Here is a 14,921-nt window from a genome sequence, read left to right on the forward strand (position 1 = left end):
TGTGGCCCCTGTCATCTTTCTGACCGCTCGCCACCAGATCACCGACCGTCTGTCCGGGTTCGCCGCCGGAGGCGACGACTACCTGCTCAAGCCGTTCCACCTGGCCGAACTCGGCGCCCGGCTGAAAGCCCTGCTGAAGCGGGCAGCCCCGGCGACCGCACTATCGGCCGGCGACCTTGTCCTCGACGCGGCGGACCACAGCGTGTCCACGCCCGGAGCCCGGATCGCCCTGTCTCCGACGGAATTCCGGCTACTGGCCACACTCAGTGCTGCCGACGGCACCATCGTGCGCCGCCGGGATCTGGTCCGGGCCGCCTGGCCCGAAGGAGCGCAGGTGAGTGACAACACCCTGGACCAGTACCTGAGCCGGCTACGACGAAAGCTGCGCCAGGCGGGCAGCGACCTGACGATCGGCACGGCCCGCGGAATCGGACACCGCCTGTCATGAAGCGTCACTGGCCTCGCTTGGTCCCGCGCACTCTGCGCGGGCGACTTTCTCTCGCGGCGCTGACCACAGCAACGCTGCTGATGACCATCCTGACCGTGGTTTTCAACGTAGTAATGGATCGACACCTGCAGCATCAGGCCGACGACGAACTGCGCAACCGGGCAGCCGCCGTCACCACGACTATCGACACGAGCGGCTCCCACGTACGTGTCCTGGAAACCGTCAACGACCGTCTCCTCGATGCAAACGTGTGGATCTTTGACAACGGGCGGCTGCTCGAGAAGCCGCCGTCCGCGGCGGCCGCCGGACCACTGCCCCGAGCAGTCAATCAGCTAGCCGTGCAGTCACAGCATGCCTGCGCAACCTTCGATGCCCGTGGCGACCGGCCCTTGCGCCTGTGTTCCCAACCGTTGGCTGGTCGGTACGCCACCGCCGCTGTCGTGACCGCCCTGGACCTCAGTCCCTACCGCAGTTCGGCCGACACCCTACTCCTGGGCTCGTTGATGCTGGACGCCGTGATGCTCCTGAGTACCTATGTACTCACCCGTCTCTCCGTCGCCCGGGCGCTACGTCCGGTACACACAATGACGGATCAGGCCACCCAGTGGAGTGCCGTGCACTCCACTGAACGCTTGGGCGCCAAGAACCACCCAGCCGAGCTGGCCCGCCTGGGCGCCTCATTGGACGCGCTCCTGGATCGCATACGGACTGCGCTGCGATACGAACAGCAGCTGACCGCTGAGCTGTCTCACGAACTGCGCACCCCGCTCACCCGTATCATCACCGAACTCGACTGGTGGAGGCGCCGTGCGCGCTCCGCCGAGGAGACACACGCCACAGTGGAGGTGATCGCAGAAGCTGCCCAGGCCATGTGCACAATCTGTGACACTCTCCTGAACGACGCCCGAGAGAACGCACTCAACCCGGCAACCGCGCCGGGAACATCGGACGTAGTACCTGTCCTGGACCGCATGATCCAGCACCTCGGTGCATCAGCTCACCTGACAAAACTCGTAGAGTCCGAAGGCCCGACGCTCGAGGCCGGAGTCTCGCCCGCCCTCCTTGAACGCATCCTGAGCCCACTGCTCACCAATGCCATCCGCTACGCAGAATCGAGCGTGAAGGTTTCCGCGCGAAGCGTCCTCGGCGCAGTGCGGATCGATGTGGTCGACGACGGCCCCGGCGTGCCGCAAGCGTTCATCGCCGAACTGTTCCAGCCCGGTCGGCGAGCCGACGAAGCCGACGGGCACGACGGCGCCGGCCTGGGGTTGCCGCTCGCCCGACGTCTCGCCCGGGCAGTGGGCGGTGAAGTGTCCTACGACTCCGCCCATGCACCTGGGGCCAAGTTCACCGTCAGCCTGCCAGCGGGCTGACCACTTTCTGCGCCGCCACCTGAAGAGACGGATCATCGTTGACAGCGTCCGGCCAGGGAAGCATCTGCTCTGCTTTGGTCCATCAAGATGACGTGGTTCCCGCCCGCAGGGATGACGAGCGCCACGGAGAAGAGCCGACCGGAGCCGCGAATAGGCCCGAACGCGACGAGGTCGTCTACTGATCTGCAGGCTGAGCTGCGTGCCCGTTGGGTGCCTTGCGTTCGATGACATCCTTACGGGTAACAGCGAGATACACCACGAGGCCGAGGATGACCGCCAGGAACAGCACGCTGGTCACCACGGTGCCGAACCCCAGCCCGCCCTCGCCGGTCGGCTGGGACAAGTAGTCGCCAATGGAGGCGCCGAGCGGACGAGTCAGGATGTACACGAACCAAAAGCCCCAGACCGCATTCAGGTCCAGCGCGAAGTACGCGATGGCGATGGCGGCGATGGCCATGGCGAACAACGTGGCAGACAGCCAGTAGCCGAGGGACATACGCTCGGAGACGAGGTCGCCAGCCGCAGTTCCCAGGGCGAAGGTGAACAGAACAGCCAGCCAGTAGAAGGACTCGCGGCCGGTGGAGTCGATGTGGTGAATCGACAGCGTCCGCACACGCCGATACCAGACCAGGAACACGGTCGCGAGTATCAGCGCGAACACAGCAGTGCTGGCCTCCAGCGGGACACCTATATTGTCGGTGAGGTTGTCACTGATCAGTGTGCCGACGACGCTGATCAGAGCCACAGCCAGCCAATAGATTCCCGGCCTGTAAGCACGCATGCGGAACTGCACCAGCAGCACCACAGCCAGGAGCGCGCTCATCACCACCGACACACCGGTCAGGCCAAGCCCGGCCTTGGAATTCAGCAGGTCCGCCGCGGTCTCACCGACCGTCGTGCAAAGAACCTTGATGATCCAGAAATAGACGGTGACTTCGGGCACCTTGTTGTAGCGCGACAGCGCGCGCTGTGAAGGAGGCGTTTCGCCGGCTGTAGGCAGCGCAGAGCTTCCAGGGGTTTCGTAGGTCATGGCTCCTGACCGTGCCATCCGATACCTGAAAGCATCCTGACCGCCGCGTGCCCATCCCCGCCCCACCCGGCCCGCTGAAGCAGCATGGTCAGCATGCACTCCTGCAGACCTCTACACATAGCGGCCGTCTTCCCTGCTCCTGCCTCCACAGTGGAAGAAGGCCGTTGAATACACCAATCGCCGCTTGCCCGACCCTTAATGGGCTGACCAACCGGCTGCGACGTCGGCTGGGCTTCGCAATGCTACTGGCCTACATCGCCGCCCTGTTCCTGCCGAAACCAGGGCTGTGGCTGCGCCGCGCGCACTCCGTTCCGCTCGGTGCGGTGGCCGATCTGACCGTCTCTCTCACGCCGCTGCTCCTAGGCCTGGTGCTCTTCGCAGCGGGGCTCCAGGTACCCGTTCGCGCCTTAGGAAGCTTGCTGCGGCGCCCCAAGGTCCTGCTGGTCGGACTCACCCTGCACCTGCTGATCCCGTTGCTGGCCATCCCGGCCGCTGCGCTTCTGCTGCGGCAGACCTCCGACACGGATGGTGGGAGCGGTCTGATCACCTCGATGATTCTGATCGTGGCGATGCCCGTTGCTGCCGGGGCCACTGTTTGGACCGGGAAAGGCCAGGGCGACCAGCCGACCATGGTGGGACTCGTGCTTGCCTCCACGTTCCTCAGTCCCTTGACCATTCCGTTGGTCATCAGTGCCCTGGTGCCGCTCCTGAGTGACGCCTACGCGCACACCCTTACGGCCGGGTACATCGGGCACGACGGATTCGCCTTGAGGGGCGTGGTCCTGCCCTGTGCGGCTGGCGTCCTGTGCCGACTCGTACTTCCCATGTCACGGCTGAGCCGAGCACTTGGGTTTGCGACGTTCACGAGCCTGATCAGCTCACTGGTTCTGACCTATGCCAACGCCTGCGGGGCTCTGGGCTCCTTTCTGGCCAGCCCACGACTGCTTCTGCTTGCCGCCGCGTTGACGGTCGCCGCTCTGGTCTGCACGCTGTCATTCGTGGTCGGCCACTTTGCCGCTCGCCTTCTGCGGCTGGACAGCCCCGTCGCCTCGTCGCTCACCCTTGCCTGTGGCATGAACAACAGCAGTGCAAGTGCGGTGCTGATCACCACAGCCCTCCCTGACAAACCGCACCTGCTCCTGCCAGTCCTTGTCTACGGACTGCTTCAGAAGACAGCCGCCAGCCGTGTTGTACGCGGACGTTCTGAGCGCTCGGCTTGGCCCGCCAAGCTGCGAAGCGCGTCCTGATGGCCGTGGGAGAAAAAACGGAAGGCATGCGACGCGACACCGTGCGGGCAACGGCCCCACCCTGCCAAGGAAACTCAGTCGGCCTGCGAATCGGGTGATGTGCCCCGGCTTGCGTGGAGGCGAGTTGCTGGACTCTAGGCGATGGCGGGGGTCGACTTCAGTTCGAACTCGATGGGTGTGAGCATGCCGAGCGCGGAGTGGCGCCGCTGCCGGTTGTGGAAGATCTCGAGGTATTCGAAGATGGCGTTGGCGAGTTCGAGGCGGGTGCGCCATCTTCGGCGGTTGAGGAGTTCGGTCTGCATCCGGCCCCAGAACGATGCGAAAAGACTGACAGTCGTATCAGTCGCCGATCGTGCCCATCGAGGGGATCATGCCCGAGGCCCTGGTTCGCTCGGTGAACACCCAGGACGTGAACTGGACGCCATGGTCGCTGTGGATCACGGTCCCAGCGGCTGGTCGGCGGTTGCTGATCGCCATGTTGAGAGCGTTGGTGACCAATGCGGCTGTCTGGGAGGAATCGATGGACCAGCCGACCACCCGGCGTGAGCGGCTGCTATGGCGGTAGCGGCGCAGGGCAGCAAGTAGCGCGAACTCGCGGACATGGCGGATGCCTCGTTTCACACAGGAGGAAGGCGCGGGTGGAGGCCCGACTGTCCGCGGAGTCTACGCAGAAGTAGACGCTAAGGATAGGCTGCCCTTACCGCTACGTAAGGGCTGAGAAAGTCAGTCAGAGGCATGCTCGCCCTGGGCGACCTCGACGCCCTGGTGCAGGAGCGTGGCTCCGGCAAGGGAGGACGCAGCAGCCGCGGCGCACAGCAAATGCATGGCCAGTAGAGCTGGAGCGATACGCCGGGTCGGCGCATTGAAGAGGAGGGCTCTGACACGGGCGGGCACCGGGCCAGTCACAGCTCCAGGAATCACGGCTGGCCGTGCGGGGGTTACCCGTTTACGGGCGGCGGCTAGAGCAGCGCGCCCCACGGCGTGCGCGGCCAGCGTCCGGTTCCCGGCTGTGCGCGCGGCGACCTCATCGGCGGCGCGCTCAGCCGCGAAGGAGACCGGGTGGACGACCGCAGCCAGTGCAGGATGACACTGACCGGCGAGGAGCGCGGTGGCAAGGAAAAGGTGATGCCGACCTGCGAGATGGGCGCGTTCATGGGCGAGGAGCACCTCGCGCTCGGCACCGTCCAGTGCACGAAGCATGCCCGTGGTCACCACGATCCGCCCGCGCCCACGTAGCCCGCCGGGCAGTGCATAGGCGTCCGGGCACGGGTCGTCCACCACACACAGCCCTCCGGCGTCCGGGAGGGCGGCGAGGCTCCCATGAATGGCACGTAGACGTCGCATCTCTGTCACCATGCGCCGCGTTGCAGCGACGGCGGTGACAGCCACAAGTCCGGCAGCCAGTGCGGAAATCCCGAGGACTAGCGATTCGGGGCCGGCCTGGAGCGGCTGGATCAGGTCCACCAAGGCGGCAAGTGGAGGAATCTCCAAGGCAAGGGGCAAAACCAGGACACCCAAGGACGCCACCACCCCGAAAGCAAGTGCGGCGGAGGCCGCGGTGACCGCCCATAGAGCTATGTCCGGGCGCACCCGCTCCGCGGTGTGCCGAGCCAGAGGCGGCAGGGCCCAGGGCAGAATGAGCGGGACGAGCAGCAGTGCGATCACTGGCCGCCTCCTTCCAGAAGTCGCCTCAGCTCCGTCTCGTCGGCGGGGCTCAGGCCCTTGACGAACCGGGCGAGCACCCTGCTGTGGTCACTGTCCTGATCGAGTTCGCGATGCATCCGGCGAGCTGTGAGCCCGTGGGCGTCATCCATCGGAAAGTAGACGAAGCCACGCTCGCCGGGACGTCGGCCGATGACGCCCTTCTGGTGCAGACGGGCGAGCAGCGTTGCCACGGTGGTCCGAGCGAGTGGTTGCGGCATCGCTTCCCTAATCTGTGCCGCCGACTGCGGCCGGGCCGCCGCCCACAGTGCAGCGAGCACGCTGGTCTCCAGCTCACCCGCGGACCGGCGCTCACCGTCGATCTCGGCCATCGGACTGTCCCCTCTCCCAGATCATCCAAAGCACGCCGACCGGTTACGCCACTGTAGGCGCAACGGCACTCACTTCTTGGCTTCCGCGGGCGCAGTGCGCCTTGAGACCGGCCGCAACAGCGTGGAGCCAGGGTTGGCTGCGCGGGGTTCGCCCTCTGCACGGCTGGTGGCGAGGACTCCGCTGACCAGGGCGTTCCCTGGTTATGCCGGATGCCGCCCCACCCTCTTGATCTAGAAGCCGGATGCCGCGAATGTGACACTTTGCGCATTGCTTTACAAGGTGGCGGTGAATATGCGAATCGGAAGCGCCTGAGGCGCTTTGGGTATACCCCTAGAATGCTTGAGCGCGGCCGCTGTGTGTACGCTCGTTCACTGATCCGACGAGTGCGCAAAGGGAGCTCGCCAGCCTCATCGATGGCGAGTTCCTAAGCACCGATGTGCAGCGGGTGGTAACGGCAGGTAGCCCTGTGTCTCTTACCCCTCGCGCCACAGGAGCCACATCAAGTAGAGCTCGCCGAGCGCTCCGGTCACGAGCCCCACGGGGATCTGGAAGGGCGCCGGCACGCGCTGGGCCGCATAGTCGGCGATGCCGAGCAAGAAATCCCCCATCAGGGCCGCAGTAGCGACCGGGGTTCCCGGCGCCCGAACGGCACGCCGGGCGAGCTGCGGGGCGGCCAGCGCCAGAAAGCCAATCCGTCCGGTGACAGCGATGGCCGTGCCCGTCAGGGCGGGGTATGCAAGGACGATGGTGCTGGACTTGTCCGAGGACAGTAGCGTGGTGCTGCTGGTCGCCGCGTAGGACACGGTTCGTATCAGGGGAGCGGCCTTGTGTACATTCGCGTCGACCCTGGAGAGCTCAGCCTGCAGTGGAGGAGTGACGATGCTCTGCCCTGCCGGTGCCTTGAGTACCAACACCCCGGGATTGGACGAGGCACCTCCGAAGCGCTCGTCGATCGCCGCGTTGGCAGCGGCGCCAGGTCCGCTCACATGGTTGCCTGACTGTAGGCGCCCCGACAGCGACGACGCCCACGCCTGTGACGAGCAGCCACAACGCTCCCACCAGCAATCGGTGCTGGGTGACCCACCCGCCGAGTCTGTCCATCAGATCCTCCTCCAGCCGGGCTACCGGCCTTACTCAGTGATCTCCTACATCCGGACCTTAAGGAGGAGGACCTTGCTGAGCCCTTACACGCCTGCAGACGGCTGTTACGTCTACGTCACCCAGGGGGCTCGAGTCGGCGCGAAGGCGAATCGAGGGCGCAGCTGGGGGTGGCGAGTGTGAGGCTGGACGCCGCCAGTACGACGACGGTCCACAACCGGATCTGACCCAGCACCGCGGGACTGGTCAACAGCCGGGGAGCGAGATAGAGGGTGACAAAGGAGCCCAACGTCCACCAAGGCCGGGGACGCTGGAGGCCAAGCAGCTCCCAGGACAGGGTGCCGAGCAGCAGCCCAGCCGTGTAGTAGTCGTAGACCTCGGGATCCAGGAGCAGCCGGGCGCTGACGCCCAGCAGCAGGACGGCCTGCCAGTGACGCCGCCGAATCGCCAGCGCTCCCAAGGCGCTTCCCAGGAGCAGTTGCCCAGCTCGGTCCCACGGGGGCGTCTGCGGGTCGCTTACGCCCAGAGCGCGCAGCGCCGAGGAGGACACGTTGACGATGGTGTAGCTGGCCGCCTGGAGCGTTCCGAAGTCAGCGATGATGAAGGGAAGCCACGCTGCGGTCACCACGGCGACAGCAGAGGTGGCCGCATACCGGCGCTGGCCCCGCGCTGCTGTCCACAGCAAGGGTGCGAACACCAGGGCCCAGGGCTTGGCGTCGCAGGCCAGACCTAGGCAGATCCCGGCCAGCGCCGGCGCCCCCTCGGCCAGTGCCCGAAGGGCCAGGACGGTGAGGAACAGGGCCAGTGCATCGTCCAGGTGGGCGTAGTAGACCGCCACAGACGCCCACACCATCGAAAAGGCGCAGCCGGCCACCAGCGCGGTCACCCGCATTGCGCGGGTCTCTGCTGCGGAAGGGCGCAGGATGCGGGTGGCAGAACGCAACTGTACAAGGATGAACGGGCCCAGGGCCATCATCACCGTCTGCGCCGCCAACTGTGCTGCGGTAGGCGGAAGAACGCGAAGCACCTCGGCCACGACGAAGGTCACCGGGCCGATTTGGAGGCCGGGATAATGCGCGTACAGGTGCAGGCCGCCGGACGGAGCTCCGGCGGCGCCGCCGTCGAACAAGAGGGCGGCGCCGGTTGCGAAATAGTGCCACGAGTAGCCGCCAGGCAGGTTGACCAGGAAGCAGACCACGGACCAAACCGTCCACACCACCGTGACGTGGCACCAGTCCAGCACCGGCCGTCGATTTCTCAGGCCAGGGGCGTTGCAGGTCCATGGGGGGACCCTGCCCGCCATAGCCGCGTTGTTCGGCTGCTTCGGGTCCGGACGCTGGCCGCTCCTCACCCTTTCGGGGTTCACGCGTCTGCTCCCAGGTCCACACGGGCTCCCGAGAAGCAGTGGTGGCCGATCCATGACGTCAGCAGATGGCAGAGAAAACGGCCAGCCGCGACGTCGATGGCCGCCGGTGCTGCTCCCACCAGCATGTGTTCGTGGATACTGGGGTGCCACGCCTTCCAGGTAGTGATGCCGATCGAACCCCTGAACGCAGCCCGCCCCGCGTCGGTTCGGCATGCGACTGGCCCGTTGAGCCATCTCAACTCGCGGGTGAACTCAGCAACCCTCGTGAGCAACGATCCATTCGTGCCGAGGCCGTCCACGGCAAGAACAGCAGAAGACGGAGACATGAAGCATCCTTTGCACAGTGCACGAACCGTCCGGGCGGACAGGGCAGTCCCACTAGCGACTACAAGTTTGTAGACGTCTGAGGTGAGGGGGAGGTTCCCCAGCCGGTCCAGACTTCACGCGCTGCGCTGGCGCCTGGTGTCGCCTTCTACTGTGTGGATGATCTGGGACTCTGTGAGCACGGATTGTGCATCGCTGGGGTGCGTAGATGGCGCAATGTGTCGTCGGACCTGGCGAAGCTCTCTGCTGGAGTGGGTAGCTGCGTTGGAGGGTGCGGTCATTCGACGCGGTAGGGCGGGGAGGGTATCTGCCCGGCCTTGGTCGAGGGCATGGAGATTCCATACGGGGGTGACTGTCGATGGCATGCCGATACAACTCGGCGACGACCACGGCCCGGATGCTGGGGGAACTTCCAGGCGGCGGCGGTCACGCAGTCCATGTTCAGAGCGGCGTGCAGGTCAGGCTGGCGTCGACGTTCCGCTGATGGTGACGGCGACGCGTTGCACCCGTGCGGGCAGATGGATTGCGGCGCGATCGAGGATGCGTGGGCCCTCCTGCTGCTTGCATCAAAGGTGCGTGGCGCCGCTGTTGCAGACCCGGAGCGAAGAACCGGCATCATAGTAGCGCTGCCCGGCCCGCCCCCACGCTCAACAACTGCCTCGCGGAGCAACCCTCGTGTCCACATCAGTCGTGCAGCCTCGCCAGGCAGCTGAACAGCCTCATCGTCTCTGATCAGGCATCCTTGGATCTGCGACGCTACTTCGGCATCGATCTGCAACCAGGGGCCGTGCCTTTCACAGGAAGCAGATTCGAGCACCTGGCTGGCGGGGGAGACCGACTCGAAGCGGCCAATGTATTGACCGCCGACGACCTGATCGCGGTGCAGACCTTGTCGGTCACAATTCCCACGCAGACGGCGCTGGACCTCCTTGGAGGCGACCTGGGGCCACAACTGTCCGAGTTGCTTAGCAGCATCCCCTCCGACGTTGACATGGCCGAGGCCGACACTACCGATCTGGCCCCTGGATCAGCGGCAGACAGGGCCTGGCACTTTCTCAACGACCAGACAGGGATCGGCTGGGTCACGGCCGGCAAACTCCTGGCTCGCAATCGTCCGCGCCTTCTGCCCGTTCATGACCAGGTTATTCGTTGCATTCTGGGCCGACCTCGGTCCTTCTGGCTACTCCTGCACGCCGTGCCGCACATCGTCGACTACGCCCTCCACCGTAAGTTGCTAGCGCTGCGCCAATCCGCCGGCGTGCCCGAGAGTGTCAGCGCTCTACGGGTCTGCGATGTCGTGCTCTGGATGTGCCATCACGTGGGGCATCGAGGGACGAGCTGCGTCTGGGAGTGACGTCTCCGTCGGCGCCTTCAGGATAAGCTTGGGGCCAGGCCGTGGTCGTAGGCGAAGATCACGGCCTGGATACGGTCGCGGGCTCCGATCTTGGCCAGCAGCGGATCGGAGTACGCATCGCTCGCAAAGGCGTCGAGTCCAGCGAACGATTGGGGCGCCGCCGTTGGGTCATCGAGCGAATCATGTCCTGGCTGTCAGGCTACGGCCGGCAGCCCTAGCTACGAACGCAAACCGTGCAACGACCTGGCCTTTCTTGGTCTCGCCGCCGCCCTTTGCTGCTACAAGCGCCTCGTCCACCTCACCACATAGGACACGGTCTTAGCCGAGGGCGCGGAGCTTCCATATAGGGTGCAGCGGCAGTCTGCCGGTACAAGCGACGACCATGCCTTGGATGTCGGGAGCGGCCGGAGAACGTCCAGGCGATGCCTCTTCGACCAGTCGGAGGGCCAGCCGACGTGGGCGGAGCGCCCCGCGAGCCGCGTGAAGTTCGGGATGTTGATTGCCCCGACGCATGGGATGTGCCGGGGCAGTCCGTCATCATGGTTCGCTAACCGAGCGAGGTGAGGAGGGTGTTGAGTGCCTTGACCTCCGTGGTCTTGTCCGGGTTCGGAGCGCGTAGCGCGGTCAGGACCTGGTCGATTTCGCTGTCGAGGAAGTGCCAGGCCTGCTCGTTCTTGGGCTCGAGGGTGGGCTGGCCGTCGTCCCATGCAGTCTCGAGGTCGGTCACCCGGGTGGTCGCGGCCGCCTGATCACCCGAGTTGAGCTTCACCAGGGTGTCGGCCGCGATCGAGCGATATTTTGCGATCTCGGGGGGAGGAAACGACGCCGTTGCCTGCTTCGGGGTGAGGTGGGCGGTCGAAGGTGCGGGGGCCTCATTTTCACTGGCCGCCGCCGCGTGGGGTTGTTGGTGCGCCCAAACGAGAAGCGCCGCAGTCGCGACCGCTACGACGGCGTAGTAGCCGAGCATGATCCGCTCGCGCCTCAGGTTCACCGCCCGTGGGGCCGGGTCGGAAGTCTCAATGACATCGCTCCGGCTACGTGTGAGATAGAGGACCGTGGCAAGGATCGCGACGAGGAAGATTACGCTGGTCACTGCAGTGCCGAGGCCCAGGCCGCCGTCGCTGCTGGGTGAGCCGAGCCAGTCACCGAGGTTGGCACCGAGCGGGCGGGTGAGGATGTAGGCCAGCCAGAAGGAGAGCACCGCGTTGGCGCCCAGGCGCCATGCGAGGACGATCGTGACGATCAACCCGAGCGGAAGCAGCACGGAGACGCCCGGGGTCCAGCCGGTTAGTTCCAGGGTCCAGTCGCCGGTCGCGGTGCCGAGGGCAAAAGTGACCAGGACCGCGAGCCAGTAGAACAGCTCACGAGGACGGGTGATGATGCTGTGGACCGACAGGGTTCGCTCGCGGGCGTACCAGATCCCGAAGACAACGGCGAGAACGCCGGCGAACACACTACTGCTCAGTGCGAGGGGAACGCCCTGGCTGTCGGTGAGGATGTCGGTGTAAAGGGTGCCGGTGACGCTCACCACCACCACAGTGAGCCAGTACACGAACGGGATGTAGCGTTTGGTGCTGAGCTGCCAGCCCAAGACGCCGGCCAGAACGACGGTGAAGATCAGTGAGGTGTTGATCAGGCCGACACCGAGGTTCATGTTGATCCAGTCAGCGAAGCTTTCGCCAACCGTGGTGCACAAGATCTTAATGATCCAAAACCAGATCGTGACCTCGGGAACCTTGTTCAGGATCTGTCCAGCGGGCGTTCGAAGACTCTCGGAGGAGCGGCGGTGAGAGGCCGCCCCAGCCGACTGCCCGCCAGCTCGCTGCTGGTCTGCTTGCTGCGCGCCTGCCCCTGGAATCACTGGACTCTCAGACGTTTCATAGGTCATGCTGCTCGACTGTGCCATCGGGTACCTGAACGCATCCTGACTGCCACCCCTGCTCGCCCCGTGCTTGCAGCGTGGTGCTCTGCACGCGCACACACATCGTTTCCGTTCGGCGACGATCCGTTCCGCCCCTGCCCAATCGGCGGAAGTACGTTCCGTCCACGGACGTGGTGTATGGGTTCGACCTGATCCGGGGCACCGGCGGCAGCGTGCACGTCCTCGACAGCAGCCCGGCCAAAATCCGCACCGCCGTCGAAGGCTCGCTCAAGCGGCTCGGCACCGACCACATCGACCTGTACTACCAGCACCGCATCGACCCGGACACGCCGATCGAGGACGTCGCGGGCACGGCCGCAGAGCTGGTGCAGGAGGGCAAGGTCCGATATCTCGGACTGTCCGAGGCCGGCCCCGACACGATCCGCCGGGCGCACGCCGTCCACACGGCGACGGCTGTCCAGTCGTCCTACTCGCTGTGGAACCGTGAGGTGGAGGAGCGGGTGCTGCCCGCGCTGCGCGAGCTCGGCATCGGCTTCGTGCCGTACTCTCCGCTCGGCCACGGCTTCCTCACCGGCGCACTCCGCTTTCGCGAGCAGTTCGACGAGGGCGACTGGCGCCGGACCAGCCCGCGTTTCCAGGGCGAGAACTTCCAGCGCGACCTGGCCCTCGCAGACGAGGTACGTGCCACCGCCGACGAGGCCAGCGCCACAGCGGCCCAGGTCGCTCTGGCCTGGCTGCTGGCCAAGGACGAACACATCGCCCCGATCCCCGGCACCAAGCGGGTCGCCCGCGTGGAGGAGAACACCGCCGCCGACGCGGTTGAACTGACCGCCGAGCAGCTGGACAAGCTCGACAACCTGGCCCCGGCCGTCGGCAGTGACGAAAGCGAGAAGGCGAGGCGGCTGATCGAGCGCTGACACCTTCCGCGGCGGCTGGACCCTGTCCGACAGCTTTGACCTACGCCTCTGGTCCCTTCTTGGGGGAGGGGCGGCCTACCGGCGCAACGAACCCTGCACCCCGATCTACGTCTAGCCGTACCCGGCCGAGCGGCCCGATGCGCTGGGCCACGAGGAGGCGGGACGCTGGTTTCTTTCGGACGTCGCGTGCGCCCCTACTCGCCGACCAGGTCAAGAGGCTGCTCGTCCAGGCCGGACGGCGTCGTGCGGGCGAAGCCGATGCAGCCCCTTCCCGCACAGACCACAGTCCCGAGGACAGTCCCTGAGCAGTGCCACAAGGGCTCGCCCGTCGGCGTCCCCACCCCCGACGGAATCGCTGCTGCCTACCTGACCACCCAGCCGCGGGCGGCCCGTACCCCGCGGTCCTGCTCTACATGGACGCTTTCGGGCTGCGCGCGGGCGGCGAGCCGGGGCTGGAGTGCTTCCTGGTGGGCGAGATCTCTCCCGAGATGCTTCCGTCCTGGTCCGGTCGAACGTCTCCGCGCGGCGCAGGCAGCGGCGCGGGTAGAAGACTAACGCTGTATCGCGACATGGATCCCGGCTGGGCTCCATCACGGAGAGGTGATGGGTGAGTGTCGGTTCACGGCGTGCGGCATCCCTCATGCCGAGGCCCGGTCGGGACAAGAACCGCATCTTTGGGGCCGGTTCACACGGATCCCGGGGCCGTTGGCAGCGTGTCTGGAGCGTGCAGAACTTTCATGAAACGCAGCCGCCGCGGACCAGAAGGCTGGGGCGCTGAACAAGGTCAGGGCCGGTGACGGCGGGCATCGGCGTCTGGCTTGCCGCGCACCGGTCGGGGTCTGGCCCCGGGACGTCGCGTGGGGCGCGCAGGCTGTGTGGTCGCGTGCCGCGATGCGGGTGACCGTGGCGGTGACCGCTACCGGGGCGCCGTGGGCGGCGAGGTAGGGCAGGACCGTGGCCGTACCTGGTTGTGGGGCGTTCCGGGCTGTGTCTACCGCTCTGTGGCCTTCGATCAGGACGCAGCGCACCTCGATGTGCCATCCCGAGCCGTCGGGGAGCGGGTCGGTGCGCACGCCTGCTTCCGGCGGGATGCGCCCCGAGCTGTCGTCTTCGGCCGGGTGGGTGAGGCGGCTGCTGCCCGGTGGCGGGCCGGCGGAGTTGCTGGCCGGCCATGCCGGGAACCGCGAGGGCTGCCTCGGCTGCGACGGGGGGAGGGGACGTTGCGGTGGCGGTCATCACGCTTCACCTTCTGAGGCTTTTGCGGAGCCTGTTGCCGGGGGAGGGGAGGGCTCGAGTGTGTCGACCACGATGATGTCGACGGTGGTCACGGCCAGTCCCAGGGCTTGTTCGGGGGCGTGGATGACCGATCGACGGACCTGATTGACCGTGTCGGGCAGTGGACGGTCGAGGACGGCGGCCAGGGCCATGGCCACCTGCACGCCGGTTTTCTCCCCTTCGGGGGCGAGCCGGCAGGTTGCGGTCCTCGCGCCGGGGCGCCGTCGGCGGCGGCGCTGCGCGCACCATAGCACCGGGGACGGTGACGTCTGAACGAGACGGCGGTGAACTCCCTTGAGTCGGCTCGCCTCTGGTCGCTCATGGTCTGAGCCGCCTATCGGTCCCGATGGGACAACTACCCGATCCGAGGGGCCGCTTCAAGCCCTCCAGCGTGGGCTGTCAGGCCTTCGGCGTGCGCCCGGCGCACAACATGGGAGTATCACCGCTCACCCTGGAGAGGGTTATCCCCAAGTACCGTTCCGCGCCGCAGGCTGCTCTGCCAGACTCACAGGCATGCCGAAGAGCTGTGGTCGCCGCACGTCAGGCGGCGGCAATAGACGAGTCCGCCGTTCG

At 66.2% G+C, this 14,921-nt stretch carries 13 protein-coding genes and 3 pseudogenes; 6 read left to right on the top strand and 10 right to left on the bottom strand.

Annotation, left to right across the window (positions count from 1 at the left end):
• Together ADL25_RS45140 and ADL25_RS45145 are read left to right on the top strand one after the other, a co-directional pair.
• On the top strand, positions 1-448 hold a 448-nt coding region (locus tag ADL25_RS45140; RefSeq protein ID WP_059133806.1), incomplete at its 5' end, for a response regulator transcription factor.
• Positions 445-1,821, top strand: coding sequence for a sensor histidine kinase (locus tag ADL25_RS45145; RefSeq protein ID WP_059133807.1), 1,377 nt, complete (start codon positions 445-447; stop codon positions 1,819-1,821). The genes ADL25_RS45140 and ADL25_RS45145, both read left to right, overlap by 4 nt.
• Before the next feature lie 175 nt (positions 1,822-1,996).
• Here ADL25_RS45145 and ADL25_RS45150 read toward each other — a convergent pair whose 3' ends face one another.
• Positions 1,997-2,851: a hypothetical protein gene (locus ADL25_RS45150; RefSeq protein ID WP_059133808.1), complete on the bottom strand. Its 855-nt coding sequence runs from the start codon at positions 2,849-2,851 to the stop codon at positions 1,997-1,999.
• A 239-nt stretch (positions 2,852-3,090) separates the two neighbouring features.
• Between ADL25_RS45150 and ADL25_RS45155 the strand changes: the two genes are divergently transcribed.
• Positions 3,091-4,098 carry a sodium-dependent transporter gene (locus ADL25_RS45155; protein WP_079051063.1) on the top strand — a complete coding sequence of 336 codons (1,008 nt, stop codon included), beginning with the start codon at positions 3,091-3,093 and terminating at the stop codon, positions 4,096-4,098.
• Between the two features lie 134 nt (positions 4,099-4,232).
• On the opposite strand, the pseudogene ADL25_RS47780 reads toward ADL25_RS45155, so the two are convergent.
• The 7 genes and pseudogenes from ADL25_RS47780 to ADL25_RS51775 form a co-directional block, all read right to left on the bottom strand.
• Positions 4,233-4,406 (bottom strand): annotated as a pseudogene (locus ADL25_RS47780) (IS3 family transposase); the annotation flags it as partial.
• 31 nt (positions 4,407-4,437) lie between these two features.
• Positions 4,438-4,719: a DDE-type integrase/transposase/recombinase gene (locus tag ADL25_RS48795; RefSeq protein ID WP_107116878.1), complete on the bottom strand. Its 282-nt coding sequence runs from the start codon at positions 4,717-4,719 to the stop codon at positions 4,438-4,440.
• A 102-nt stretch (positions 4,720-4,821) separates the two neighbouring features.
• The gene (locus tag ADL25_RS47790; RefSeq protein WP_079051066.1) at positions 4,822-5,763 is read right to left on the bottom strand and encodes a M56 family metallopeptidase; all 942 of its coding nucleotides are present in this window, start codon (positions 5,761-5,763) and stop codon (positions 4,822-4,824) included.
• Positions 5,760-6,131: a BlaI/MecI/CopY family transcriptional regulator gene (locus ADL25_RS45165; RefSeq protein ID WP_059133810.1), complete on the bottom strand. Its 372-nt coding sequence runs from the start codon at positions 6,129-6,131 to the stop codon at positions 5,760-5,762. The genes ADL25_RS47790 and ADL25_RS45165 overlap by 4 nt, the downstream gene beginning before the upstream one ends.
• A 474-nt stretch (positions 6,132-6,605) precedes the next feature.
• On the bottom strand, positions 6,606-7,118 hold the full coding sequence (locus ADL25_RS47795; RefSeq protein WP_234381328.1) for an iron chelate uptake ABC transporter family permease subunit: 513 nt from the start codon (positions 7,116-7,118) through the stop codon (positions 6,606-6,608).
• A 230-nt stretch (positions 7,119-7,348) separates the two neighbouring features.
• Complete coding sequence (locus ADL25_RS45175; protein ID WP_159045175.1) at positions 7,349-8,449, bottom strand: hypothetical protein; 1,101 nt, start codon at positions 8,447-8,449, stop codon at positions 7,349-7,351.
• 143 nt (positions 8,450-8,592) lie between these two features.
• The gene (locus tag ADL25_RS51775) at positions 8,593-8,721 is read right to left on the bottom strand and encodes a hypothetical protein (RefSeq protein ID WP_267889314.1); all 129 of its coding nucleotides are present in this window, start codon (positions 8,719-8,721) and stop codon (positions 8,593-8,595) included.
• Between the two features lie 941 nt (positions 8,722-9,662).
• Here ADL25_RS51775 and ADL25_RS45180 point away from each other — a divergent pair.
• Both ADL25_RS45180 and ADL25_RS50170 read left to right on the top strand, forming a co-directional pair.
• On the top strand, positions 9,663-10,274 hold the full coding sequence (locus ADL25_RS45180; RefSeq protein WP_234381329.1) for a DUF6308 family protein: 612 nt from the start codon (positions 9,663-9,665) through the stop codon (positions 10,272-10,274).
• 98 nt (positions 10,275-10,372) lie between these two features.
• Positions 10,373-10,583 (top strand): annotated as a pseudogene (locus ADL25_RS50170) (transposase); the annotation flags it as partial.
• A gap of 238 nt (positions 10,584-10,821) precedes the next feature.
• Here ADL25_RS50170 and ADL25_RS45185 read toward each other — a convergent pair.
• The gene (locus tag ADL25_RS45185; protein ID WP_079051069.1) at positions 10,822-12,162 is read right to left on the bottom strand and encodes a hypothetical protein; all 1,341 of its coding nucleotides are present in this window, start codon (positions 12,160-12,162) and stop codon (positions 10,822-10,824) included.
• Positions 12,163-12,338: 176 nt separating this feature from the next.
• On the opposite strand from ADL25_RS45185, the pseudogene ADL25_RS45190 reads away from it, so the two are divergent.
• A pseudogene (locus ADL25_RS45190) lies at positions 12,339-13,073 on the top strand (aldo/keto reductase); the annotation flags it as partial.
• 1,235 nt (positions 13,074-14,308) lie between these two features.
• Here ADL25_RS45190 and ADL25_RS45195 read toward each other — a convergent pair.
• On the bottom strand, positions 14,309-14,512 hold the full coding sequence (locus tag ADL25_RS45195) for a hypothetical protein (protein WP_059133813.1): 204 nt from the start codon (positions 14,510-14,512) through the stop codon (positions 14,309-14,311).
• Between the last annotated feature and the right edge of the window lie 409 nt (positions 14,513-14,921).

The sequence above is a fragment of the Streptomyces sp. NRRL F-5122 genome, assembly GCF_001507435.1.
In the GTDB taxonomy this organism is placed as follows: domain Bacteria; phylum Actinomycetota; class Actinomycetes; order Streptomycetales; family Streptomycetaceae; genus Streptomyces; species Streptomyces lannensis.

What these genes read in the sequence shown, in the direction of transcription:
- ADL25_RS45145 (WP_059133807.1), top strand. Translation starts at nt 445, where the DNA reads ATGAAGCGTCACTGGCCTCGCTTGGTCCCGCGCACTCTGCGCGGGCGA.
- ADL25_RS45150 (WP_059133808.1), bottom strand. Translation starts at nt 2,851, where the DNA reads ATGACCTACGAAACCCCTGGAAGCTCTGCGCTGCCTACAGCCGGCGAA.
- ADL25_RS45155 (WP_079051063.1), top strand. Translation starts at nt 3,091, where the DNA reads ATGCTACTGGCCTACATCGCCGCCCTGTTCCTGCCGAAACCAGGGCTG.
- ADL25_RS45165 (WP_059133810.1), bottom strand. Translation starts at nt 6,131, where the DNA reads ATGGCCGAGATCGACGGTGAGCGCCGGTCCGCGGGTGAGCTGGAGACC.
- ADL25_RS51775 (WP_267889314.1), bottom strand. Translation starts at nt 8,721, where the DNA reads ATGCTGGTGGGAGCAGCACCGGCGGCCATCGACGTCGCGGCTGGCCGT.
- ADL25_RS45185 (WP_079051069.1), bottom strand. Translation starts at nt 12,162, where the DNA reads ATGACCTATGAAACGTCTGAGAGTCCAGTGATTCCAGGGGCAGGCGCG.